The sequence below is a fragment of the Streptomyces durmitorensis genome, assembly GCF_023498005.1.
Classification (GTDB): domain Bacteria; phylum Actinomycetota; class Actinomycetes; order Streptomycetales; family Streptomycetaceae; genus Streptomyces; species Streptomyces durmitorensis.
The window spans coordinates 4,007,883-4,030,644 of sequence record NZ_CP097289.1 but is presented as its reverse complement, the minus strand read 5'-3'; the positions used below and the strand labels follow the sequence as shown (position 1 = coordinate 4,030,644).

General features: G+C 71.1%; 15 protein-coding genes and 1 riboswitch. Of the genes, 8 read left to right on the top strand and 7 right to left on the bottom strand.

From position 1 onward, the window contains the following. Positions 1-28 precede the first annotated feature (28 nt). The gene (locus M4V62_RS17895) at positions 29-1,237 is read right to left on the bottom strand and encodes a C40 family peptidase (protein WP_249588270.1); all 1,209 of its coding nucleotides are present in this window, start codon (positions 1,235-1,237) and stop codon (positions 29-31) included. A gap of 8 nt (positions 1,238-1,245) precedes the next feature. Further along, a riboswitch (cyclic di-AMP (ydaO/yuaA leader) is annotated at positions 1,246-1,402 on the bottom strand. A 242-nt stretch (positions 1,403-1,644) separates the two neighbouring features. Between M4V62_RS17895 and M4V62_RS17890 the strand changes: the two genes are divergently transcribed. Continuing rightward, positions 1,645-4,188 carry an ATP-dependent DNA helicase gene (locus M4V62_RS17890; protein WP_249588269.1) on the top strand — a complete coding sequence of 848 codons (2,544 nt, stop codon included), beginning with the start codon at positions 1,645-1,647 and terminating at the stop codon, positions 4,186-4,188. Between the two features lie 21 nt (positions 4,189-4,209). Here M4V62_RS17890 and M4V62_RS17885 read toward each other — a convergent pair whose 3' ends face one another. Together M4V62_RS17885 and M4V62_RS17880 are read right to left on the bottom strand one after the other, a co-directional pair. Beyond that, positions 4,210-5,853 (bottom strand): M23 family metallopeptidase, encoded by a 1,644-nt coding sequence (locus M4V62_RS17885; RefSeq protein ID WP_249588268.1) that lies wholly within the window; start codon positions 5,851-5,853, stop codon positions 4,210-4,212. Positions 5,854-6,059: 206 nt separating this feature from the next. Next, the gene (locus M4V62_RS17880; protein WP_249588267.1) at positions 6,060-6,914 is read right to left on the bottom strand and encodes a lipase family alpha/beta hydrolase; all 855 of its coding nucleotides are present in this window, start codon (positions 6,912-6,914) and stop codon (positions 6,060-6,062) included. 404 nt (positions 6,915-7,318) lie between these two features. On the opposite strand from M4V62_RS17880, the gene icmB reads away from it, so the two are divergent. Then, positions 7,319-7,735 carry a coenzyme B12-dependent isobutyryl CoA mutase small subunit gene (gene icmB / locus M4V62_RS17875; RefSeq protein WP_249588266.1) on the top strand — a complete coding sequence of 139 codons (417 nt, stop codon included), beginning with the start codon at positions 7,319-7,321 and terminating at the stop codon, positions 7,733-7,735. A gap of 395 nt (positions 7,736-8,130) precedes the next feature. Here icmB and M4V62_RS17870 read toward each other — a convergent pair whose 3' ends face one another. Further along, entirely contained in the window at positions 8,131-9,795 is a 1,665-nt protein-coding gene (locus tag M4V62_RS17870) for a DUF5691 domain-containing protein (protein WP_249588265.1), read from the bottom strand. Positions 9,796-10,079: 284 nt separating this feature from the next. Next, positions 10,080-11,465, bottom strand: coding sequence for an SWIM zinc finger family protein (locus tag M4V62_RS17865; protein WP_249588264.1), 1,386 nt, complete (start codon positions 11,463-11,465; stop codon positions 10,080-10,082). Positions 11,466-11,650: 185 nt separating this feature from the next. Here M4V62_RS17865 and M4V62_RS17860 point away from each other — a divergent pair, with 185 nt between their 5' ends. The 3 genes from M4V62_RS17860 (at position 11,651) to M4V62_RS17850 (ending at position 16,550) form a co-directional block, all read left to right on the top strand. Continuing rightward, positions 11,651-12,805 carry an ATP-binding protein gene (locus M4V62_RS17860; protein ID WP_249592886.1) on the top strand — a complete coding sequence of 385 codons (1,155 nt, stop codon included), beginning with the start codon at positions 11,651-11,653 and terminating at the stop codon, positions 12,803-12,805. 131 nt (positions 12,806-12,936) lie between these two features. Continuing rightward, a complete protein-coding gene (locus M4V62_RS17855; protein WP_249588263.1) occupies positions 12,937-15,372 on the top strand; it encodes a DUF5682 family protein in 2,436 nt (811 codons plus the stop codon). Then, a complete protein-coding gene (locus M4V62_RS17850) occupies positions 15,372-16,550 on the top strand; it encodes a vWA domain-containing protein (protein ID WP_249588262.1) in 1,179 nt (392 codons plus the stop codon). The genes M4V62_RS17855 and M4V62_RS17850 overlap by 1 nt, the downstream gene beginning before the upstream one ends. 62 nt (positions 16,551-16,612) lie before the next feature. On the opposite strand, the gene M4V62_RS43590 is transcribed toward M4V62_RS17850, so the two are convergent. Beyond that, on the bottom strand, positions 16,613-17,641 hold the full coding sequence (locus M4V62_RS43590) for a hypothetical protein (RefSeq protein ID WP_283779094.1): 1,029 nt from the start codon (positions 17,639-17,641) through the stop codon (positions 16,613-16,615). 139 nt (positions 17,642-17,780) lie between these two features. Here M4V62_RS43590 and M4V62_RS17840 point away from each other — a divergent pair, with 139 nt between their 5' ends. From M4V62_RS17840 to sucD, 3 genes are all read left to right on the top strand, one after another. Then, entirely contained in the window at positions 17,781-18,827 is a 1,047-nt protein-coding gene (locus M4V62_RS17840; RefSeq protein WP_249588261.1) for a hypothetical protein, read from the top strand. Between the two features lie 377 nt (positions 18,828-19,204). After that, on the top strand, positions 19,205-20,383 hold the full coding sequence (gene sucC, locus M4V62_RS17835) for an ADP-forming succinate--CoA ligase subunit beta (protein ID WP_249588260.1): 1,179 nt from the start codon (positions 19,205-19,207) through the stop codon (positions 20,381-20,383). Between the two features lie 19 nt (positions 20,384-20,402). Next, positions 20,403-21,287, top strand: a complete 885-nt coding sequence (gene sucD, locus M4V62_RS17830; protein ID WP_249588259.1) for a succinate--CoA ligase subunit alpha — start codon at positions 20,403-20,405, stop codon at positions 21,285-21,287. A 113-nt stretch (positions 21,288-21,400) separates the two neighbouring features. Here the strand turns inward: sucD and M4V62_RS17825 are convergent, their stop codons facing one another. Continuing rightward, complete coding sequence (locus tag M4V62_RS17825; protein WP_249588258.1) at positions 21,401-22,654, bottom strand: helix-turn-helix domain-containing protein; 1,254 nt, start codon at positions 22,652-22,654, stop codon at positions 21,401-21,403. Positions 22,655-22,762: the final 108 nt, after the last annotated feature.

The following is a 22,762-nucleotide window of genomic DNA, read 5'->3' as shown; positions in this document are numbered from 1 at the left end:
TTCTTGTGTGTGGTGTCTTGTGTGACGGTTACGCGGGCCGCACCACGCTGTGGATCGGCATGTAGTAGATCGACTCGACGCGGACGTTCGCGCCCGGCTTCGGGGCGTGGATCATCTTGCCGTCGCCGATGTAGATGCCCACGTGGCTGATGTCGTCGTAGAAGAAGACCAGGTCACCCGGCTTGGCGTCGGCGGTCTTCACGGTCGTGCCGACCTTCACCTGGTCCCACGTCGTACGCGGCAGGGAGATCCCCGCGGCCTTCCACGCGTCCTGGGTGAGCCCGGAGCAGTCGTAGGAGTCGGGGCCGGTGGCGCCCCACACGTACGGCTTGCCGATCTGGGCCTCCGCGAAGTTGATGACCTTCGCGGCCTTCGTCGCGTAACCGCTGTCCGTGTCGCCGGAGCCGGAGCCGGAACCCGTGCCGGATCCGGAGCCGGTGTCGGAACCGGAGCCGGAGTCCGGGGTCTCCTTGTTCTGCTCGCGCTCCTTGGCCGCCGCCTCTTCCGCCGCCTTGCGCTTGGCCTCCGCCTCGGCCTCCTGCTTGCGGGCCAGCTCGGCGGCCTTGCGCTTGGCCGCTTCTTCCTTCTTCTTCTCGATCGCCGCGAGCCGCGCCTTCTCCTCGGCGGTCAGCTCCGAGAGCATCGTGCGCGCCTGGCCCAGCTTCTTCTGGACGGTCTGCTTGCTCGTCCTGAGATCGTCACGCGAGTCGCTCAGCGTCTCCAGGCTCTTGGCGGCCTTGGTGCGCTGCTTCGTCGCCGAGGCCTGCTCGGTCTGATAGTCGTCGACCGCCTTCTTCTGGCGCGCGGTCAGCCGGTCCGACAGGTGATTCTGGTCGAAGTACCCCTGCGGGTCGTCGGCGAGCATCATCGTGGCGGTCTCGGAGACGGCGCCGGTGCGGTACTGGGCGGCGGCGAACGAGCCCAGCTCCTGGCGGGCCTCGTTCAGCTTGTCGGTGCGCTTGGCCACGTCGTCGAGAAGGGTGTCGACCTTCTTGCGCTGCTTGTCGGTGCGCTCCTTGGCCGAGTTGTACTTCTGCGTGGCCACGCCCGCCTGGTGGTAGAGGTCGTCGACCTTTTTCTGGACCTCTTCGAGGCTGGGCTTCTGCGGCGCGGACGGTGCGGCTTGCGCGCTCTGTGACAGGAGGGCCACGGAGGTGAGGGCCGCCGTCGTGATGCCGAGGGCGGGAGTGGCGCGTAGGCCGGTCATGCGGGTCCGCGGCTTGCGGTGCGACGCCAAGGGAGGCGACTCCTTCCGTAGACCGCCTACCGGGTTAGCTGTCGGGTTCGGGCGGATGGTTCCGGAAGGTTGCCCTACAGTCCCGTACTTCGTACGGGACCGATTCACCCCAAGTTCATGGTGGGTCCCCGGCTCCGAGGAGATCGAACTCGGCGGAGGCCACCCGTTCCCGGCGGGGTTCGCCGGTGGGAGTACGAGCGGCCCGCGGAGCACGCTAGCCAACTCGTGTGGTCCGTGTGAAGGTTGATGTTCGATATGCCCGATACATTTTCGTTACTTTACGAAGCTCTTGACGCGGGCACGCCGTGCCATGGCGGAGCGTGACCATGCGCGCTCGGGGCGTAGGCATGTGACGTGGCCGGAACCCGGGGCGGGTTGTCAGTGGGGCCGCCTAGACTCGGGAGGCGATGAGCAGCCTCTTTGATGACAGCTTCCTGGCGGACCTCAAGCCCTCGCGGGCTTCGGAGGAGGAGCACCCGCCGCCGCCCGAGGACAGTGCCCCGGAGTCCATTCCGGATGATCTGTTCGACGGGAAGTTCGACGCGCCCGCACCCCGGGACGCGCACTATCGCGGCGGCGCCCCGCGCCCCGTGATCGACCCGGCGGCCCTGCTCGACGGGCTGAACGAGAACCAGCGCGCGGCCGTCGTGCACGCGGACTCCCCGCTGCTCATCGTCGCCGGCGCGGGCTCGGGCAAGACCCGGGTCCTCACGCACCGCATCGCGTATCTCCTGGCCGAGCGGCACGTGCACCCGGGGCAGATCCTGGCGATCACGTTCACGAACAAGGCCGCGGGCGAGATGAAGGAGCGCGTCGAGCAGCTCGTGGGGCCGCGGGCCAACGCGATGTGGGTGTCGACGTTCCACAGCGCGTGCGTGCGGATACTGCGCCGCGAGTCGAAGACGATCGGCTTCACCTCCTCCTTCTCGATCTACGACGCCGCCGACTCCAAGCGCCTGATGGCACTGGTCTGCCGCGACCTGGACATCGACCCGAAGAAGTTCCCGCCGAAGTCCTTCAGCGCCAAGATCTCGAACCTGAAGAACGAACTGATCGACGAGGAGACCTTCGCGGGACAGGCCGCCGACGGCTTCGAGCGGACGCTCGCCCAGGCGTACGCGATGTACCAGTCGCGCCTGCGCGAGGCGAACGCCCTCGACTTCGACGACCTGATCATGACGACGGTCAACATGTTCCGCGCGTTCCCGGACGTCGCCGAGCACTACCGCCGCCGCTTCCGGCACGTGATGGTCGACGAGTACCAGGACACGAACCACGCCCAGTACGCCCTGGTGCGCGAGCTGGTTGGCCCCTCCGGGGGTGAGGGCGACGACCCCGCCGAGCTGTGCGTCGTGGGTGACGCGGACCAGTCGATCTACGCCTTCCGCGGCGCCACGATCCGCAACATCCTCCAGTTCGAGGAGGACTACCCGAACGCGACGACGATCCTCCTGGAGCAGAACTACCGCTCCACGCAGACGATCCTGACCGCGGCCAACGCCGTCATCGAGCGCAACGAAAGCCGCCGCCCCAAGAACCTGTGGACCAACGCGGGCGCGGGCGCGGGCATCACCGGCTATGTGGCCGACACCGAGCACGACGAGGCGCAGTTCGTCGCCGACGAGATCGACCGGCTCACCGACGCGGGCGACGCGAAGGCGGGCGACGTCGCGATCTTCTACCGGACGAACGCGCAGTCCCGTGTCTTCGAAGAGATCTTCATCCGCGTCGGCCTGCCGTACAAGGTCGTCGGCGGCGTCCGCTTCTACGAGCGCAAGGAGGTCCGGGACGTCCTCGCGTATCTGCGCGTGCTCGCCAACCCCGAGGACTCCGTCCCGCTGCGGCGCATTCTCAACGTACCCAAGAGGGGTATTGGCGACCGCGCGGAGGCGATGATCGACGCGCTCTCGCAGCGCGAGAAGATCTCCTTCCCGCAGGCTCTGAAGCGCGTCGACGAGGCGTACGGAATGGCCGCGCGCTCGGCGAACGCCGTCAAGCGGTTCAACGTGCTGATGGAGGAGCTGCGGACCGTCGTCGAGTCCGGCGCGGGCCCCGCCGTCGTCCTGGAGGCCGTGCTCGAACGGACCGGGTATCTCGCCGAGTTGCAGGCCTCCACCGACCCGCAGGACGAGACGCGCATCGAGAACCTCCAGGAACTCGCCGCCGTGGCACTGGAGTTCGAGCACGACAACGGAGAAGCCGCACAAGCCGGTGAAGGCGGCGAAGGACAAGGCGAAGGACAAGGCGAAGGGGAGGCGGAAGGCGGAGAGGACGCGGGCGCGGGCACAGGCGTGTCGGGCACGCTCTCCGAGTTCCTGGAGCGGGTCGCGCTCGTCGCCGACTCGGACCAGATCCCGGACGAGGAGGACGACGGCTCCGGAGTCATCACGCTGATGACCCTGCACACCGCCAAGGGCCTCGAGTTCCCGGTCGTCTTCCTGACCGGCATGGAGGACGGCGTCTTCCCGCACATGCGCTCCCTCGGCCAGGTCAAGGAGCTGGAGGAGGAGCGCCGCCTCGCGTACGTGGGCATCACGCGCGCGCGTGAGCGGCTCTATCTGACGCGGTCCTCGATGCGCAGCGCCTGGGGACAGCCTTCGTACAACCCGCCGTCGCGCTTCCTGGAGGAGATTCCGGAGGCCCATCTGGACTGGAAGCGGAAGGGTTCGGTCGGCGCACCGGCATCCTCCGGGCCCGCGGCCGGAATCGCCTCCTCCTTGTCGTCGTCGCGCTCGCGCACCGGGGGCGCGCAGGGCTTCGCCACGCGCCGCGCCACGGAGAAGCCGGTGGTCGCGCTGGCGATCGGGGACAGGGTCACGCACGACCAGTTCGGCCTCGGGACCGTGGTCGGGGTGAAGGGCACGGGCGCGAACGCGGAGGCGACGGTGGACTTCGGAGAGCCGAAGCCGAAGCGGCTGCTGCTGCGGTACGCGCCGGTGGAGAAGCTGTAACGCCGGGGGCGGCGGCCGGAGTTACGTCGGGTCGAGGCCGTGGCTGCGCAGCCACGGCAGCGGGTCGATCGCCGAGCCGCCGCCGGGACGCACCTCGAAGTGCAGGTGCGGTCCCGTGGAGTTGCCGGAGTTCCCGGAGAAGGCGATGGGGTCGCCCGCCTTGACGGGACCGCTGGAGACCTTGTGCGTGGAGAGGTGGCAGTACCACGTCTCCGTGCCGTCCTTGGCGGTCACGATCGCCATGTTGCCGTAGGCGCTGTTCCACTTCGTGGAGACGGTGCCGTCGGTGGCGGCGAGCACCTCGGTGCCGTACGACACCGGGAAGTCGATTCCGGAGTGCGCGGACATCCAGTTGATGCCGGCCTGGCCGTAGTACGCGCTCAGGCCGTGCTGCTTGACCGGCAGCGAGAACTTGGGGCGCAGACGCTCCTTGCGCGCGGCTTCCTCGGCGGCCTTCTTCTCGGCGGCGACCTTCTCCGCCTTGAGGTCGATGCGCTCCTGGGTGCGGCTCGCGCGGTCGGCGAAGTCACCGGCGTCCGCGGAGAGGTTCGCCAGCTGCGTGTCGAGCTTGTTGTTGGCGGCGGAAGGCTGGACCGACGTGGGGTCCGGGGCCGATGCCGCCTGCGCCTCCTTCTCGTCCCCGCCGCCGAAGTCGCCCACGGACGCGGCGGCGATACCCGCGACGCCCATCACGCAGGCGGAGGGCACGGCGACGGTGAAGAGCGCGGAGCGCTTGGCGGGGGAGCGGCGGCGGGCCCGCGAGCGGGAGCCGTGCGAGCGGTCCATGACCGGCGGTTCGTCGTCGCCGACGGAGCCGTGACGGCTCGGCTCGACCGGACCGAGTGAATCGGCGGGAGCCTCGTCGGGCGTGAACTCGTGCTCGGCGGGGGCCGGTTGTGCGTAGGCCTCGGGGGCGTGGGATCCGGAGGCGTAGGACCCGGTGTCGTAAGGCGAATGCTCGTACGGTTCGGGTGCCTCGTACGTGTCGGGCGCTCCGGGCGTGTCCTGGGCCTCGTACGTCCCGTGTGCGCCGTGTGCCTCTTGCGCCTCGGGGGCGCTGTACGCGTCGAGCGTCTCCGTGGCCCCGTACGTCATGTCCTGGCCGCCGGAGTTCCACGCGGTCGCGTCGTACGCGCCGGTGTCGAAGGCCTGGGTCTCCCACTGGCCGGTCTGCTGCGCCTGGTGCTGCTGCTCGTGCTGCGGCTGGTTCTGCGGCTGGTTCCAGGAGGCGGTGTCCCACTGGCCGGTGGCGTCGGGGCCCGGCTGCGCGGGGATGTCGGCGGAGAGGTGCTGATAGCCGCCGGTCGACCACATGCTGGTGTCGTAGCTGCCGGTCTCGTAACCACTGGTGTCGTACGCGGCCTGGTGCTGCGCGGCGTACGGGTCGTAGTTCAGCGTCTGCTGCGTCCCCGTGGCGGACCACTGGCCGGTGTCGTACTGACTGCCGGGCATGTCGCCGAAGAGCGGGTCGGACGCGAAGCTTCCGGTGTCGGGACCGGCCGTCGCATAGCCGCCTGAGGTGTCGAAGCTACCCGTGGAGTAGCCGTCGTACCCGGCGTAGGCGCCATGCTGGGTGCTCTGCGGTTCATACGCCGCGTAGGGCGCATAGTCGGCGGGTGCCGAGGCCGGGGGTGTTGAGCTCCCCGACGGGTGACGGTCGTTCACCAACTTCTCTTTCGCCTCGGCAGCAGGGGCAGAGCAGTGCGGCGACTGTACCCGGCGGTATGCGGGCGCGACAATCTTCGGCAGGTTTCACGCTCTCAGGAAACGGGCATTCGGCCGCCTTTCGGCGGACTGTGGGCACAGCTTTGGCCCTGCGTTCGAGCTCCGTTCGACAAATTTCCCGCATCGAGGGGTGCGGGAGCTGCTCCTCAGGCCACGGTCAGTCCCGTTTCGGCACCCGTGGCGGGGGTCCCCGAAGCAGGCATGTCGAGGGCCTGGCGGATTCCGGCGGCGACCGCGGGGTGCACGGGCAGGGCGAGATGGCCGATACCGGAGACACGTACGTTCTGTGCGATCAGGTCGGGATGGTTGACGCAGGCCGTTTCCAGGGGGGCCATCAGCTGGTCCAGGTCGCTCCAGAAGCTCACGAAACGGGTCCGGCAGCCCGGCGCGGGCTCGCGCAGCTCCTCGATCACGTCCGAGCCGGGGCGCATCTGGCGCACGATCGGGTGCGCGTCGGCCAGCGGCACGACCCGTGTTCCCTCGTGTGGGGTACCGAGGGTGACCAGCGTGCGGACGCGTTCGTCGCCGCCGAGGCGCTGCGCGTAATAGCGGGCTATCAGGCCGCCGAGGCTGTGTCCGACGATGTCCACCTGGTGGTGGCCCGTGCGCTCACAGATCTCCTCTATATGGCGGCCGAGCAGCTCGGCGGCGGTGCGGATGTCGCAGGTGAGGGGGGAGTAGTTCAGGGACTCCACGTGCTGGCCGGCGTGCTGGGCCAGGGAGCGGCGCAGCAGGACGAAGACCGAGCGGTTGTCGATGAAGCCGTGCAGGAGGACGACCGGGGGGCGGCGCTCCGCGGGGAGCCTGGGGGCGTCCGGCGGCGGCAGTTCGGCGGCGACCCTGCGTTCCTGGGCGATGCCCGACGGGTACAGGAGGAGGTGGCCGGCGAGGATCGCCACCTCGAGTGCGGTCGCCTTCAGCAGGGCCAAGGAGAGTCCCGCGAGTCTGGCGGGCAACTGGAGGCAGGGCGGGCGAAAGGGCAAGACCCTGGTGACGGTCATGGTCGACCTCCCGGTCGGCACGCGGGAGGACGGCTCTGTCCCCCGTGTGCCCGTAGTGGGGAGGCGTGACAGAGGTCGTACGGCGGTACGTGGTCGGCGCATGTGGCGCACCGAATACCGGCGCGATCGCCGATGCGCCGCATCACCACGGCGCGCAGCTGGCGGCGCGGTGGCACGGCGACCTCGTTGCGGCTCCCCTTGCGCCGTCCCGAAAACGGTCCGTATGCCGCTGGATACGGGAGTGGCGCGCAGCGAACGTGTCCCATCGTGTGATTTCCCCCTCGCTCTCCACCGTGAAACTGCCGGGTGCGAGATGCTGGAGATAACGTTCGTTCACTTCCCCGGCCGGTGCGGCACGGGGTGCCAGTGCTTGGACAGATGGATATCGGTACATGGAGGCAGTGATGGGTGTGGCAGCCGGTCCGATCCGCGTGGTGGTGGCGAAGCCGGGTCTCGACGGTCATGATCGCGGAGCCAAGGTGATCGCGAGGGCACTGCGTGACGCGGGTATGGAGGTCATCTACACCGGCCTGCATCAGACGCCCGAGCAGGTGGTGGACACCGCGATCCAGGAGGACGCCGACGCGATCGGCCTGTCCATCCTCTCCGGCGCCCACAACACGCTCTTCGCGCGCGTGATCGAGCTCCTCAAGGAGCGCGACGCGGAGGACATCAAGGTCTTCGGCGGCGGCATCATCCCCGAGGCGGACATCGCGCCGCTCAAGGAGAAGGGTGTCGCGGAGATCTTCACTCCCGGGGCGACGACGGCTTCGATCGTGGACTGGGTCCGTGCGAACGTCCGCCAGCCGGCGGGCACCTGACGGCAACCGCTCCTCGGCGGGGGCGTCGTCCGGCCTCTCTCGCTCCGGGGTGAGGGCGGCTCGGCGGCCTTGGGCTGCGCGGCGGCTTTGGGCTGCGCCGGGAGCGGCCGACCGCCTTCGCCCCGGGACGAAGGCGTCTGGCTGCCTCGGGATCGGGGGAGAGCTGTTCGGCTGCTGCGAAGCTGGGCCTGGGCCTGGGGCTGGGGCTGCGGTGAGGGGCGTGGGCTGCCTTGGCTCAGGGGCTTCGGTGAGGGGTGTCCGCTGCCTGGCATCAGGGGCTGTGGTGAGAGGCGCCGGCTGCCTCGGCTCAGGGGCTTCGGTGAAGGGCGTGGGCTGCCTCCGCTCAGAGGCTTTGGTGAGAGGCGTCGGGCGCCCCGTCCCAGCAGCGGGGTCGCCTAAGTTGCCTGACATGACGGCACCCCCGGATCTTCCGGCGCCGCGCCCAGCTCCGCCCGCATCGCCGCGCGTAGACGCAACGTACTGACCAGGCGCTGGAAGGCCTCCGACCAGTAGCCGCCCGCGCCGGGGGAAGCGTCCTCCGGCTCGTCCGGTATCGCGGTCAGTACGTCGAGACGGACCGCCTCCGCAGGGTCGAGGCAGCGCTCCGCCAGACCCATCACCCCGCTGAAGCTCCAGGGGTAACTCCCGGCGTCACGCGCGATGTTCAGCGCGTCCACCACCGCACGGCCCAGCGGTTCCGACCAGGGCAGCGCGCACACGCCGAGCAGCTGGAACGCCTCCGAGAGGCCGTGCGTCCCGATGAATCCCGCGACCCAGTCGGCCCGCTCAACGGCCGGCAACGCGGCGAGGAGCTTCGCGCGCTCGGCGAGCGACGCCGCTCCGGGGCCCGCCGCATCGGGGGACGAGGGAGCTCCGAGCAGCGCCCGGGACCAGACGGCGTCGCGCTGCCGCACCGCCGCGCGGCACCACGCGGCGTGCAGCTCGCTCTGCCAGTCGTCGGCCACGGGCAGCGCCACGATCTCCGCGGGGGTCCGGCCGCCGAGCCGCTCCGGCCAGGTTCCGAGCGGTGCCGCCTCCACCAACTGGGCTAGCCACCAGCTGCGTTCGCCCCGACCTGCGGGAGGCTTCGGAACGACGCCGTCGCGCTCCATGCCCGCGTCGCACTCGTGCGGCGCCTCGACCGTGAGCGTCGGCGTGCTCTTCGTGCCCTGGGCGTGGTCGATGGCCACGCACGAGGCGGCGCGGGCCGCCATCCGCGCGGCGAGGGCGGATGAGGGCAGTGCGGAGAGGAGCTCGGCCGCCGTCGCGCGGACGTTGCGGCTGCGGTCGGTGAGGGCCTGCTCCAGGAACGGCTCGTCCGCGTCGCACAGTTGGGTGCGCAAGGAGTCGAGGAACATCAGGCGGTCCTCCGCTCGCTCCGTGCTCCAGGTGGAGGCGAGCAGCTCCCGCGCGGCGGCGGGTTCATGCGCCCGCACCGCGCCGAGCAGGGCGACGCGCTCGGCGAACAGGCCTTCCTCCCAGAGCTGTTGGACCAGTGCCGTCTCCTCGGGGGCGGGCAGCGACACCCCACCGCCCGGAGTGGAGCGGAGCGCGAACTTCCAGTCCGGGTTGAGCCGCGCGAGCCACAGGGCCCGCGGGCCCGCGAAGGTGAGCGCCTGCGGCCGGAGGTCCGTGCGCCCGCGCGCCGCGTTCAGGAGGGCCGGAATCAGCTCGGGCGGCGCAGCGAAGCCGCGGTCGTTGGCCAACGCCAGCCACTGGGGCAGCAGTTCCATCAGGTCGGGCACCGCGCCCCGGCGTCCACCGCTTGCCGCGCCGGGGTGGTCGGTGAGCAGCGTGGCGAGCCTGCGCCGTGCAGCTGGCGGCACCAGGGGCCTGGGGTCGTCCGCCGCGGGCTCGGGAGCTGTCGCGGCGGGTGCGGGACGAAGCCCGGCTCTGCGCCGGACGGTCTGCACGGCTGCCGCGTCCAGAAGAGCGGTCGGTGCGTCCTTGTCCTGGGTTCGTACGGGGGGCGTGCGGCGGTCGGTGCCGAGGAGCGCGGCGGTGACCAGGTCTTCCCAGGGGATGACGGTCGCTTCGGTGAGTGCGGTGATGCCGGTCATGTGGACTCCTCTCTCGGACGGATCACTCGGTCTTTCGTTTGGAGTTGCCGTCTTGGACGCCGGATCTACCGGATCTGTTTGGATCTGCCGCCGCGGTGCCGCGGTGCCGCGGTGCCGCGGTGCTGCGGTGCTGCGGTGCTGCGGTGGAGCGGTGGAGCGGTGGAGCGGTGCTGCGGTGGAGCGACGGATGGCCCTGCGGTGCGTTGCGCGAACCCAGCGCTCCTCCTCGAACGCCGCAGCGCTCTAGGAGTACGCATCGGTGTGACGGTGGTGAGGCGTGGCGGTCAGCACAGGGCGACCGCCTCTCCCGCTCCGCACGGCCAGGCCGTCAGAGGGATGAAGCCCTCGTGGCCACACTCGCCGAAGACCGTCACCGGAGCGCCTCCGGAGAGTGCCACCAGCCGCCACAGCCCCGCACGGGACGCCGCGGAAGGCGTGATGGGCAGCGCCATGTCGCCTTTCGCGTCCGCCAGTTGCCAGCCTTCGGAGGAGGGGCCGGGGCACGGGGTCGGTATCACTTCGCTCAGTGTCACCGGCCAGGAATCCAGCCAGGGGTCGTCCCGCAGCACTTCGCCGTAGCTGTGCGCGGCCTGTTCCGTCCGTACGCCCGGTGGACGGGCCGCCGTCGGCGCGGGGGCGCTGAACTGTTCGCCCAGGTCGGCCCTCAGCTGCCCGGCGCCCGGGTACGCGGTCAGCTCGGCGTCCAGCGCGAGGCCGACCGGCAGCGCGAGCGCGGGTGCGCGGCCCGCGGCTCCGTACGACAGGAGCAGGGCCGTCCGGCCGGACTCCGCGCCGTGCAGCCATATCCGGCGGGTGGTGAGCTTGCTGTCTGCCGTGTCGTACTGCGCGAGCACCAGCCAGTGGTCCCGCACCGGCGGACCCTCCGCCGGCGTGGGCAGGCCCGTGCGGGAGCGGACCGTGGCAGCCAGGGCCTCCGGCAACTGCCCGCGGTGCAGCCAGCCCTGGTCGAGGAGGTGGAGGAGCGCGCACTCCTCCAGCATCCGCACGGGCCAGCCGGGACCGGAGGAGGGAATGGCACCCAACTCCCTTACGCGCGCGGCAAGTCCGGGTGCCTGGGCGTCGACCATGCGGGCCGCCGTCTCCTCCCACAGCCCGTACCCCATCTGCTCGGCGGAGGCTATGCCGCCGCGCAGCAGATCGGAGAGGCGCCGCTCCAGCTCCGTCACTCCTGCCGTGACCCGCTCGGCCCGCCGCTCCGCCCTGCGGCGCGCGGCCTCGGGGTCAGCGGGTGACGAGTCCGGCGCGGCGTCCGAGGCCCGCTTCGTCTCCGCTCTCTTGCGGCGCCCCGCAAGCCACTCCGCCGCCCAGTCCGGCGGCTCCGCTTCCGGCGCCGAGCCGGATGGCGCCCCGCCATCCGCCGCCCAGAGCAGCAGCAGCCCGAGCGCGTGCTTGCACGGGAACTTGCGGCTCGGACAACTGCATTTGTACGCCGGGCCTGCCGCGCCGGTGATGTCCGCGATGTCGACAACTGTCTGATACGGCTTGCTGCCACTTCCCTTGCACAGTCCCCACACCGTCCCCTCGCTCGAACTGCCTGCCGCCGACCATGGGCCGGCGACGCCGAGTTTGCTTCCCGCCTTGCGTGACGGGGCGTCAGGTGCCAAGGCAAGGACCTGATCCGCCGTCCAGCGCACCCCCTGCTGAGTCATGTCATCGAAGGTAGATCCCGCCACTGACAATCGATCCCGCACTCGGTGTCTGTGCAGGTCAGAGGCGTGCTCGGGTCGATTGTCAGTGGCGTGGTGCACGGTTGGAACCACATCCGGGCCAGAGGTGTCCGGACGAGTTGGAGGGGGATCGCTCCATGACTGTGTCCGTCGGCTCGACGACCTCGATGACCTCGACGATCGAGGGCCAGCCCGCGTCTGCATCCGCTGTATCCGCGTCCGCAGCCGCGCCCGCGGGGGAGGCGGAGGTGCTGCGGCCGCATGCCGAGCACGCCTTCGCCGCCGAACTGGCCGCGCTCGCCGCGCAGGACGACCGGCCGCGGCCCGAGCGCTGGCGGCTCTCGCCGTGGGCGGTCGCGACGTATCTGCTCGGCGGCACGCTGCCGGACGGGACGGTGATCTCGCCGAAGTACGTGGGGCCGCGCCGCATCGTCGAGGTCGCCGTCACCACCCTCGCCACGGACCGCGCCCTGCTTCTGCTCGGCGTGCCCGGCACCGCGAAGACCTGGGTGTCCGAGCATCTGGCGGCCGCCGTCAGCGGAGACTCGACGCTGCTCGTGCAGGGCACGGCAGGGACGCCGGAGGAGGCGATCCGGTACGGCTGGAACTACGCGCAGCTGCTCGCGCACGGCCCCAGCCGCGACGCGCTCGTGCCCAGCCCTGTCATGCGGGCCATGTCCGACGGCATGACGGCGCGGGTCGAGGAGCTGACCCGCATCCCCGCCGACGTGCAGGACACGCTGATCACGATCCTGTCGGAAAAGACCCTTCCGATACCGGAGTTGGGCCAGGAGGTGCAGGCCGTCCGCGGCTTCAACCTGATCGCGACGGCCAACAACCGCGACCGCGGGGTCAATGACCTGTCGAGCGCGCTGCGCCGCCGCTTCAACACGGTGATCCTGCCGCTGCCGGAGAGCGCCGACGCGGAGGTCGACATCGTCTCGCGCCGCGTCGACCAGATCGGGCGCTCGCTCGACCTGCCGACCGGGCCCGAGGGGATCGACGAGATACGCCGCGTCGTCACGGTCTTCCGCGAGCTGCGGGACGGGGTCACGGCCGACGGGCGTACGAAGGTGAAGTCGCCGAGCGGCACGCTCTCGACGGCCGAGGCGATCTCCGTCGTGACCAACGGCCTGGCGCTGGCCACGCACTTCGGGGACGGCGTGCTGCGGCCGGGCGATGTCGCCGCGGGCATCCTCGGCGCGGTGGTCCGTGACCCGGCGGCGGACCGGGTGATCTGGCAGGAGTACTTGGAAGCGGTGGTCCGCGAGCGTGACGGCTGGAAGGACTTCTACCGCGCGTGCCGTGAGGTGAGTGCGTGACGGGACGGATGCGGGTGGCGTGGGCCGCCCGGGTCTGAGCGGGGTTGTGGGCGTGACGGTGGCTGTGGGCGTGACGGTGACTGGTTCGCGTGAGACGGCGCGAGACGGCGTGAGACGGAGAGGGGGCGGACATGAGCGACGAGGTGCGCGGGGGCGAGGCGCGAGCGGGCGAGGGGCCGTTGCTGCTCGGGGTGCGGCATCACGGGCCGGGGTCGGCGCGTGCGGTGCGGGCCGCACTCGAGGAGGGCGCGCCGCGCGTGGTCCTGATCGAAGGGCCGCCGGAGGCCGACGCGCTGGTGGCGCTCGCGGCGGACGAGGGGATGCGGCCGCCGGTCGCGCTGCTCGCGCACGTGGTGGACGAGCCCGGCCGGTCGGCGTTCTGGCCGCTGGCCGAGTTCTCGCCGGAGTGGGTCGCGATCAAGTGGGCGGCGGGCGCCGGGGTTCCGGTGCGGTTCATGGATCTTCCGGCGGCGCATTCGCTGGCGCGCGCGGAGGGTACGGAGGAGGCTGAGGACGCCGCAACTCCTGGGGGCGTGGACGCTGACGCGGTGCGGATCGATCCCCTCGCGGTGCTCGCGGAGACCGCAGGGTACGACGATCCCGAGCGGTGGTGGGAGGACGTCGTCGAGCACCGGGGGGCCGGGGCGGACGCCTTCGCGCCGTTCGACGCGCTGGGTGAGGCCATGGGGGCGCTGCGCGAGGAGTACGGGACCGGTGGGCATGACCGTGACCTGGTGCGCGAGGCGTATATGCGGATCCAAGTCCGCGCGGCACAGCGCGAGTTCGGTCCGGACGACGTCGCGGTCGTGTGCGGGGCCTGGCATGTGCCCGCGCTGCGGCAGAAGGTGACCCTGTCGGCCGACCGGGCGCTGCTCAAGGGGCTGCCCAAGGTGAAGGTCGACATGACCTGGGTGCCCTGGACGCACCGCCGCCTCTCGCGGGCCAGTGGATACGGCGCGGGAATCGCGTCGCCCGGTTGGTACGGGCATCTGTTCAGCGCGCCCGACCGGCCCGTGGAGCGCTGGCTGACGAAGGTCGCGCGACTGTTCAGGGACGAGGACAGGATCGTGTCGTCCGCGCATGTCATCGAGGCGGTACGGCTCGCGGACACCCTCGCCGCGATGCGGGGGCGTCCGCTGCCGGGGCTCACCGAGACGACGGACGCGGTCCGTGCGGTGATGTGCGAGGGCTCGGACGTGCCGCTCTCCCTCGTGCACGACAAGCTCGTCGTCGGGGACGTCCTCGGGGAGGTTCCCGACTCGGCCCCGGCCGTGCCGTTGCAGCGCGATCTCACGCGGCTCCAGCGGAAGCTCCGGATCAAACCCGAGGCGCTTGAGCGGGAGTTGGAGCTCGACCTGCGCAAGGAGGCGGACGCGGCGCGCAGCAGGCTGCTGCACCGCCTCCGGCTGCTGGGTATCGGCTGGGGCGAGCCCGCCGCGTCGCGGGGGAGCACGGGTACGTTCCGGGAGACCTGGCGGCTGCGGTGGGAGCCGGAGCTGTCGGTGCGGGTGGCGGAGGCGGGGGTATGGGGGACGACCGTGCTCGCGGCGGCCACAGCTCGCGCGGAGTCCGATGCCATCGGGGCCGGCGCCCTGGCTGACGTCACCGCGCTGGCCGAGCGGTGTCTGCTGGCCGACCTGCCGGACGCGTTGCCGGTGGTGATGCGGGTCCTGGCGGACCGGGCGGCACTGGATGCGGACGTCGGGCATCTGGCGCAGGCGCTGCCCGCGCTGGTGCGGTCGCTTCGGTACGGGGATGTGCGGGGTACGGACACGGCTGCGCTCGGCGAAGTGGCTCTGGGGCTCGCGGAGCGGGTGTTCGTCGGGCTGCCCCCGGCGTGCGCGGGGCTCGACCAGGACGCGGCGGTCGAGATGCGGGGGCACATGGACGCGGTGCACCAGGCGGTGGGCCTGCTGGGCGAGTTGGACGCTGATCCTGCGGGCGAGGGGAGCCCGCGCCCGAGTGAGCCCAAGGTCGGCGCTGCCGGTGTACGGGGGCGGTGGCACTCCGTGTTGAGGGTGCTGGGGGAGCGGGACAGCGTGGCCGGGGTGGTGCGCGGGCGGTGCGTGCGGATCCTGATGGACGGCGGGGAGTTGGCCGAGGACGAGGCCGCTCGGTTCATGGGGCTCGCACTGTCCCGGGGGACCGAGCCCGCCGAAGCAGCCGCCTGGATCGAGGGGTTCGTGGGCGGTGGGTCAGGGGGCGGCATGCTGCTCGTGCACGACGAGCGGCTCCTCGGCCTCGTCGACGACTGGCTGAGCGGGGTCCCTGACCGAGCCTTCACCGACGTACTGCCCCTCCTGCGGCGCACCTTCTCGGCGTACGAACCGGGGGTGCGGCGGACGCTGGGTGAGCTGGTGCGGCGCGGTCCGGGGGCGGGCGGTGGTGGCCTGGCCGTCACCGGCGGGATACCCGGCTTCGGGGCGGAACTTGACGGTGAGCGGGCGGATGCGGTTCTGCCGGTGCTGAGTCTGTTGCTGGGGGTCGCGTCCGGGCCCGGGGCAGGAGTCAGTGGCGGCGATGGATTCGGTGTCGGTGGCGGTATCGAGCTTGTGGAGGTGGGCTGATGACGCAGGAAGTGTTGGATCCCGCGGGGGAGCGGCTGCGCAGGTGGCGGCTTGTGCTGGGTGGGGGTGCGGCCGAGGGGACCGGGTGTGAGCTCGTCGGGCGGGACGCGGCGATGGACGGGGCGCTCGGTGCGTTGTACGGGGGAGGGGACGCGGGGAAGAAGGACCGGGGGCGGGAGCGTTCGGCGGGGCTCGGGGCGTCCGCGCCGTCCGTGTCGCGCTGGCTCGGGGACATTCGGACGTACTTCCCCTCGTCCGTCGTCCAGGTCATGCAGCGCGACGCCATCGAGCGGCTCGGCCTCTCCACGCTGCTCCTTGAGCCCGAGATGCTGGAGGCCGTCGAGGCCGACGTGCATCTGGTGGGGACCCTGCTCTCCCTCAACAAGGCCATGCCGGAGACCACCAAGGAGACCGCGCGGGCCGTCGTGCGCAAGGTCGTGGAGGACCTGGAGAAGCGGCTCGCCACGCGTACCCGTGCCACCCTCACGGGCGCGCTCGACCGCAGCGCCCGTGTCAGCAGGCCGCGCCACCACGACATCGACTGGAACCGCACGATCGCGGTCAACCTCAAGAACTACCTGCCGGAGTACAAGACGATCGTGCCCGAGCGGCTCATCGGGTACGGGCGGGCGTCGCAGTCCGTGAAGAAGGAGGTCATCCTCTGCATCGACCAGTCGGGCTCGATGGCCGCGTCCGTCGTCTACGCCTCGGTGTTCGGTGCCGTGCTCGGCTCGATGCGGTCGCTCAACACGCGGCTCGTCGTCTTCGACACGAACGTCGTCGACCTCACCGATCAGCTCGACGACCCGGTGGATGTGCTGTTCGGTACGCAGCTGGGTGGCGGGACCGACATCAACCGGGCGCTCGCGTACTGCCAGTCGCAGATCACCCGGCCCGCCGACACCATCGTCGTCCTCATCAGTGACCTCTACGAAGGGGGCATACGCAACGAGATGCTGAAGCGGGTCGCGGCGATGAAGGCGTCCGGAGTGCAGTTCGTGACGCTGCTCGCGCTCTCCGACGAGGGGACGCCCGCGTACGACCGAGAGCACGCGGCGGCGCTCTCGGCGCTGGGCGCACCGGCCTTCGCGTGCACCCCGGACCTCTTCCCGGAGGTGATGGCGGCGGCGATCGAGAAGCGGCCCCTGCCCATACCGGACATGAATACGCATCAGTAACAGGGGGCTTGCGCGAGGGCGGGCGGCCCGTGCGAGGATCGGCGGGCTTCACTCCCGGAGCACTACGCTCCGTGTCTCACCCCGATCCTGGTCCTCCCCTCCCCGCTCAGCAGAGGAATCCCCTCGTCTTGACTCCCGCAGTAGTCGTTCTGCCTGATGCCGCTGTGCGCCTGGTGCGTGCGGTGGCCGGGCGGCGTGCGCTGCAAGTGGTGGTGCTGCTGGCCGGTTTGCTCGCGCTGGGGTTCCTCTGTGGCGAGCGGGCGGAGGCGGTGGACGGAGCGCCGTCGGCTCCGGAACGTGCACAGGTGACCGCGCCCGTGCGTGAGCGGGTGGCCGAGCCCGTGCGTGAGCAGGTAGGCGAGCCCGTGCGTGAGCAGGTGGCCGAGCCCGTGCGGGAGACCGCGCGCGAGGATGTCCGTCACGGGCGGCAGGCGGTGCGCGACGCTGCGGTCGAGCCGATGGCCGACGCCGCCGAGCCCGTGGTGCGGACCGAGCGGACCGAGCGGGCCGTGCGGGGCGTGGTGGGGCCGGTTGCCGACGGGGTCACCGGAGTTCTCGGCGGTTCGCCGCAGCGGGTGCTGCCCGCGGCGCCCGACAGGCCCGAGCTGCCGCTGCCTGGTCCCGGTGCGGGCCATGGCGATGACGCGGACGCCGGCGTCGGTGCCGAGCCCCAGTCTCCCGAGAGCGCCGCCAAGCCTGGCGACGGTCGGGGCGGGGCGGGAGCTCGGGCGCACGAGGCGCGGAAGTCGTCCGGGGCGCGGGGCGAGTCGTCGTACGGCACCGGTGCCGGTGCCGGTGTCGGTGCCGGTGTCGGTACCGGCGCCACGTATCCCGCTGGTCAGCAGGCGCGCGGCGCCGCCGAGTTCGGCGGTGACGCCTCGGACCACGCGCACGGCAGCGGGCACGAGCCGTTCCCGTCCGCGCCCGCTCCCGGTGATCCGGCGCGGACCCTGGGCGGTCAGTCGGCCGGTGACGGGAGTCAGACGCGGCACGGCGATCCGTGTGCCGCGTCGTGCGACAGCCGTGCGCCGGTGCGGCTTCTTCAGGGTGCCGGGGCCGGTCAGGCCGCCGCGCCGATCCGCGAACGACACCGGGACATTCCCGAATTCCCTGGCTAGGGCAGCCCTTTCCCCGCGAAGACCTGCCGCGCGGGGGTGGCAAAGGTCTGCCCGCCGACCGGACGTATCCGAGTCGGATTCACAGCCAGAGTTCGAAGGATCTGAAGCACGCATGAACAAGAACATCCGTCGTTCCATCGTCATAGCCGCCGGTGTCACGGGCGCCTGGGCGCTCGGTTCCGCCGTGGCCAGCGCGGACGAGCTGCCGCAGCACTCCGTGGCGCTGCCGGACAACGCGTCCGCGTCCGACGCGGTCGCTGACGTCACCGGCGACGTGGCAGACGCCGGCGATGCCACCGACGTCGCCGACGTCGCCGACGTCCAGGGCAAGGCGAAGTCCACCGTCACGGACGCGAAGTCCACCGTCACGGACGCGAAGTCCACCGCTCACAAGGCCACCGCCCCCGCCGTCGACGCCCCGGACGTCAAGACCCCCGCCGTCGACACCCCCGACGTCTCCACCCCCGAAGACTCCGTCGACTACCTCTTCGGCCCGCTCTCCGCCTTCGCCCCGGAGGTCGAGGCCGCCGCGGCGAAGGCCCCGGGGACGGCGACGCAGACGGCCACGGACGCGACGCGGGCCACCACGAAGACCGCCGCCCCGATCGTCGACGAGACGGCCACGGCCGTGCTGCCGCCCGTCGCCGCCACCGCCGTCGACGGCGTCGTGCCGGTCGCCGGGCAGGCGGTCAACGACGTCACGTACCTGGCGCAGGGCGTGGTCGGAGATGTGACGCCGTTCGCCGGCGGTGTCGTCGGCGAGGTCCCGCCGTTCGCGCAGGGCGTCGTCGGCGACGACGTGCAGCCCTTCGCGGGCGGTGTCGTCGGCTCGGTCACGCCGCTCGTGCAGACCGTCACCGACCAGGTGCGGCCCGTCGTGCAGGGCGTCGGTGGCAGCGCGGACGAGCTCGCGTACGGCGTTACGGGTGACGTCCACCCGTTCGCCGGTGGCGTCGTCGGCCAGGTCTCGCCGTTCGCGCAGGACCTCACGGGCACCGTCGCCCCCGACGCGCAGTCCCTCGCGGGCAACGCCGTCTCGGGCCTCCAGGGCGTGGCCGGCTCGGTCACCCCGGACTACCTGCCGACGTACGAGCAGGCGTACAACGCGACGTACAACACGGCCTACAACACGGCGAACAACGCGACGTCCAACGTCTGACAGCGGGAGCGACGCGGAACGACGCAGAAGCAACGCGGGAGCTTCACGGAAGTGACAGCAGTGCGGCGGCACGCGCTGTACCAGCCGTAACAGGAGCAAATGGGCGGTCCCTGACACCTCAGGGGCCGCCCTCCTTCACGCAGATCAGCCCCGGATCGGCGATCTGTGACAGTCATCACCGCCCAAATGTGATCTGCGATTTAGGGACCTACGGCCCACGGCGATAACCTGCGAGACGGACATGCCGCGTACCGGACTCCGTCCTACGCCTCCCTTGTGACAGCGCAGTCACGTTGCCCTCCGCGGCACGCCCACGCAGACAGCTGACCACAAAGCAGCGAGATCGCAGCGAGATCACGGAAAAGGGACGGACGCGCGTGGACCTGTTCGAGTACCAGGCGAGGGACCTCTTCGCCAAGCACGGTGTACCGGTGCTGGCCGGTGAAGTCATCGACACGCCTGAGGCGGCGCGCGAGGCCACCGAGAAGCTGGGCGGCAAGTCGGTCGTCAAGGCACAGGTGAAGGTCGGTGGCCGCGGCAAGGCCGGCGGCGTGAAGCTGGCCGACAACCCCGACGAGGCAGTCGCTCGCGCGACGGACATCCTCGGAATGGACATCAAGGGCCACACGGTCCACAAGGTGATGATCGCCGAGCTGTCCCCGGAGATCGAGGCGGAGTACTACGTCTCGTACCTCCTCGACCGCACCAACCGCACCTTCCTGGCCATGGCCTCGGTGCAGGGCGGCATGGACATCGAGGAGGTCGCGGAGAAGACTCCCGAGGCCCTCGCGAAGGTCCCGGTCAACGCCGTCGACGGCGTGAACATCGAGAAGGCCCGCGAGATCGTGGCCCAGGCGAAGTTCCCGGCCGAGGTGGCCGAGGGCGTCGCCGAGGCGATGGTGACCCTGTGGGACACCTTCGTCGCCGAGGACGCGCTCCTCGTCGAGGTCAACCCGCTGGTGAAGACCAAGGACGGCCGCATCCTGGCCCTCGACGGCAAGGTCTCGCTCGACGAGAACGCCGACTTCCGCCAGGCCGACCACGAGGCTCTTGAGGACAAGGACGCAGCCAACCCGCTCGAGGCTGCTGCCAAGGCCAAGAACCTCAACTACGTCAAGCTGGACGGCGAGGTCGGCATCATCGGCAACGGCGCGGGTCTCGTCATGAGCACCCTCGACGTCGTCGCGTACGCCGGTGAGAACCACAGCAACGTGAAGCCGGCCAACTTCCTCGACATCGGCGGCGGCGCTTCCGCCGAGGTCATGGCGAACGGCCTGGAGATCATCCTGGGCGACCCGGACGTCAAGTCCGTCTTCGTCAACGTCTTCGGTGGCATCACCGCGTGCGACGAGGTCGCCAACGGCATCGTGCAGGCGCTCGAGCTCCTCAAGTCCAAGGGCGAGGAAGTCACCAAGCCGCTGGTCGTGCGTCTCGACGGCAACAACGCCGAACTGGGTCGCAAGATCCTCTCGGACGCCAACCACCCGCTCGTGCAGCGCGTGGACACCATGGACGGCGCGGCCGACAAGGCCGCCGAGCTCGCGGCTGCGAAGTAAGGGACCAGGTCAGAACACCATGGCTATCTTCCTGACCAAGGACAGCAAGGTCATCGTCCAGGGCATGACCGGTGCCACGGGCATGAAGCACACCAAGCTCATGCTGGGCGACGGCACGAACATCGTCGGTGGCGTGAACCCGCGCAAGGCCGGCACGTCCGTCGACTTCGACGGCACCGAGGTACCGGTCTTCGGCACCGTCGCCGAGGCGATGGAGAAGACGGGCGCCAACGTCTCCGTCCTCTTCGTGCCGCCGGCCTTCTCCAAGGCCGCCGTCGTCGAGGCGATCGACGCCGAGATCCCCCTCGCCGTCGTCATCACCGAGGGCATCGCCGTCCACGACTCCGCCGCCTTCTGGGCGTACGCGAAGTCGAAGGGCAACAAGACCCGCATCATCGGCCCGAACTGCCCCGGTCTCATCACCCCGGGCCAGTCGAACGCCGGCATCATCCCGGGCGACATCACGAAGCCGGGCCGCATCGGCCTGGTCTCGAAGTCCGGCACGCTGACGTACCAGATGATGTACGAGCTCCGTGACATCGGCTTCTCCTCGGCCGTCGGCATCGGTGGCGACCCGGTCATCGGCACGACGCACATCGACGCCCTCGAGGCGTTCGAGGCCGACCCCGACACCGACCTGATCGTCATGATCGGCGAGATCGGCGGCGACGCCGAGGAGCGTGCGGCCGACTACATCAAGGCCAACGTGACGAAGCCGGTCGTCGGCTACGTCGCAGGCTTCACGGCGCCCGAGGGCAAGACCATGGGCCACGCCGGCGCCATCGTCTCCGGCTCCTCCGGCACCGCGCAGGCCAAGAAGGAGGCCCTTGAGGCCGCGGGCGTCAAGGTCGGCAAGACGCCGACCGAGACGGCCAAGCTCGCGCGGGCGATCCTGGCAGGCTGAAACTTCAGCCTGGCCTGAGCTGTTGAAGGTGGGCCCGCATCTCACTCACGTGAGGTGCGGGCCCACCTTTTGTCTGCGGGCCGCCTGTGGCTGGTCGCGCAGTTCCCCGCGCCCTAACGGAGCTGCGGCGTCAGCTTCTCCGGGCCGCTCGACAGGTCCTCGCGGAGCTTCTTGTGGAGGATCTGGTCCTCGTACGTCAGGTGGCCAGGACCCATCCTCGGCGGTACGCCGCTGATGGCCTTGCCCGGGGACTGCGGCGGCTCGTAGTGCGTGGGGGCCGAGCGCAGCGTCAGGGCCGTGGCGCCGACGATCAGTGCCGTGAAGGCGATCGCCGCGCGGGTCCAGAAACGGGCGCGGTGTTCGCTCCCGGTGCGGACCCGGCCCGCGTTCGGGGGCTGGAGCTTCTCCGCGGAGCAGAGTTCGCCGAGGCGCTGGTGCAGGGCTTCGGGGGTCGCCGCCTGCTCGGGCAGCCTCTCGGCGATCGCCTCGCGTGCGCGGAGCAGACGGTTGGCCGCCGCGGGCGTGCTCGCCTCCGTCTCGGCGGCGGTCTCGGGCAGGTCGAGCCCGACGCCGTCGTAGAGCAGGAGGGTGCGGCGCTGCGCGGGCGGCAGGCTCATCAGGACGGTGAGGAAGGCGCGGTCGGCCGCCGTGGCGGGCGGCGCGTCCGGCTGCCGGTGGGTGGGGCGCAGGCGGTGCCAGGGGGACATCGCGTACTCGTACGCCGCCGCGCGGACCCAGCCCGCCGGGTCGCGGTCGACGGCGACCTCGGGCCAGCGCTGCCAGGCGAGCTGGAAGGCGCGCTCCACGGATTCCTGGGCGAGGATGCGGCGGCCGGTGAGGAGGTACGTCTGGCGTACGAGGCCGGGGGCGCAGGTCGTGCAGAGCGCGTCGAAGGCTTCGGCGGGGGTCGGCCCGGCGGTGGAGCGGGCCGGTGCGGGCTCGGTCGCGTCCTGGACGGCAGCGGCAGCGGCAGCGGCAGCGGTCGCGGTCGCCGTATCCGCGCCCGTGGTTCGCACCAACGGCTGGGCTGGTGTCACGTGGCCGTTCATCGCCGCGCCCACCGGGATGCGCGCGGGGGACTTGCCGTCCTTGGCGTCGACGGTCGACTCCAGGTCCTTGGCCCAGCTGGGGCGCCGTACGGGGCGCTTGTCGTGCACGGTCCGCTCGTTCGCGATCTCGGCGAGCAGCTTCGCGTAGGCCGCGCGCCGGCGGCCGCGTGGCGTCGAGCGGCCCGACTCCCAGGAGCGGACCGTCTCCCGGGTGACGCCCACCCTCGTGGCGACATCGGCCTGGCTGAGGGACTTCGCCTCGCGCAGACGTCGGCGTTCCTTGGGGGACGGCAACGGGGTGGCAGGGCTCTGGGTCATGTCGGACTCTCCGCGCCGGGGGCCGTGGGCCTTCGTGCGGCGGGGAGCCGGGCGCGGCTGATCCGTCGTACGAAAAAGTACATAAACGTATCTTGTGCGACACATCCG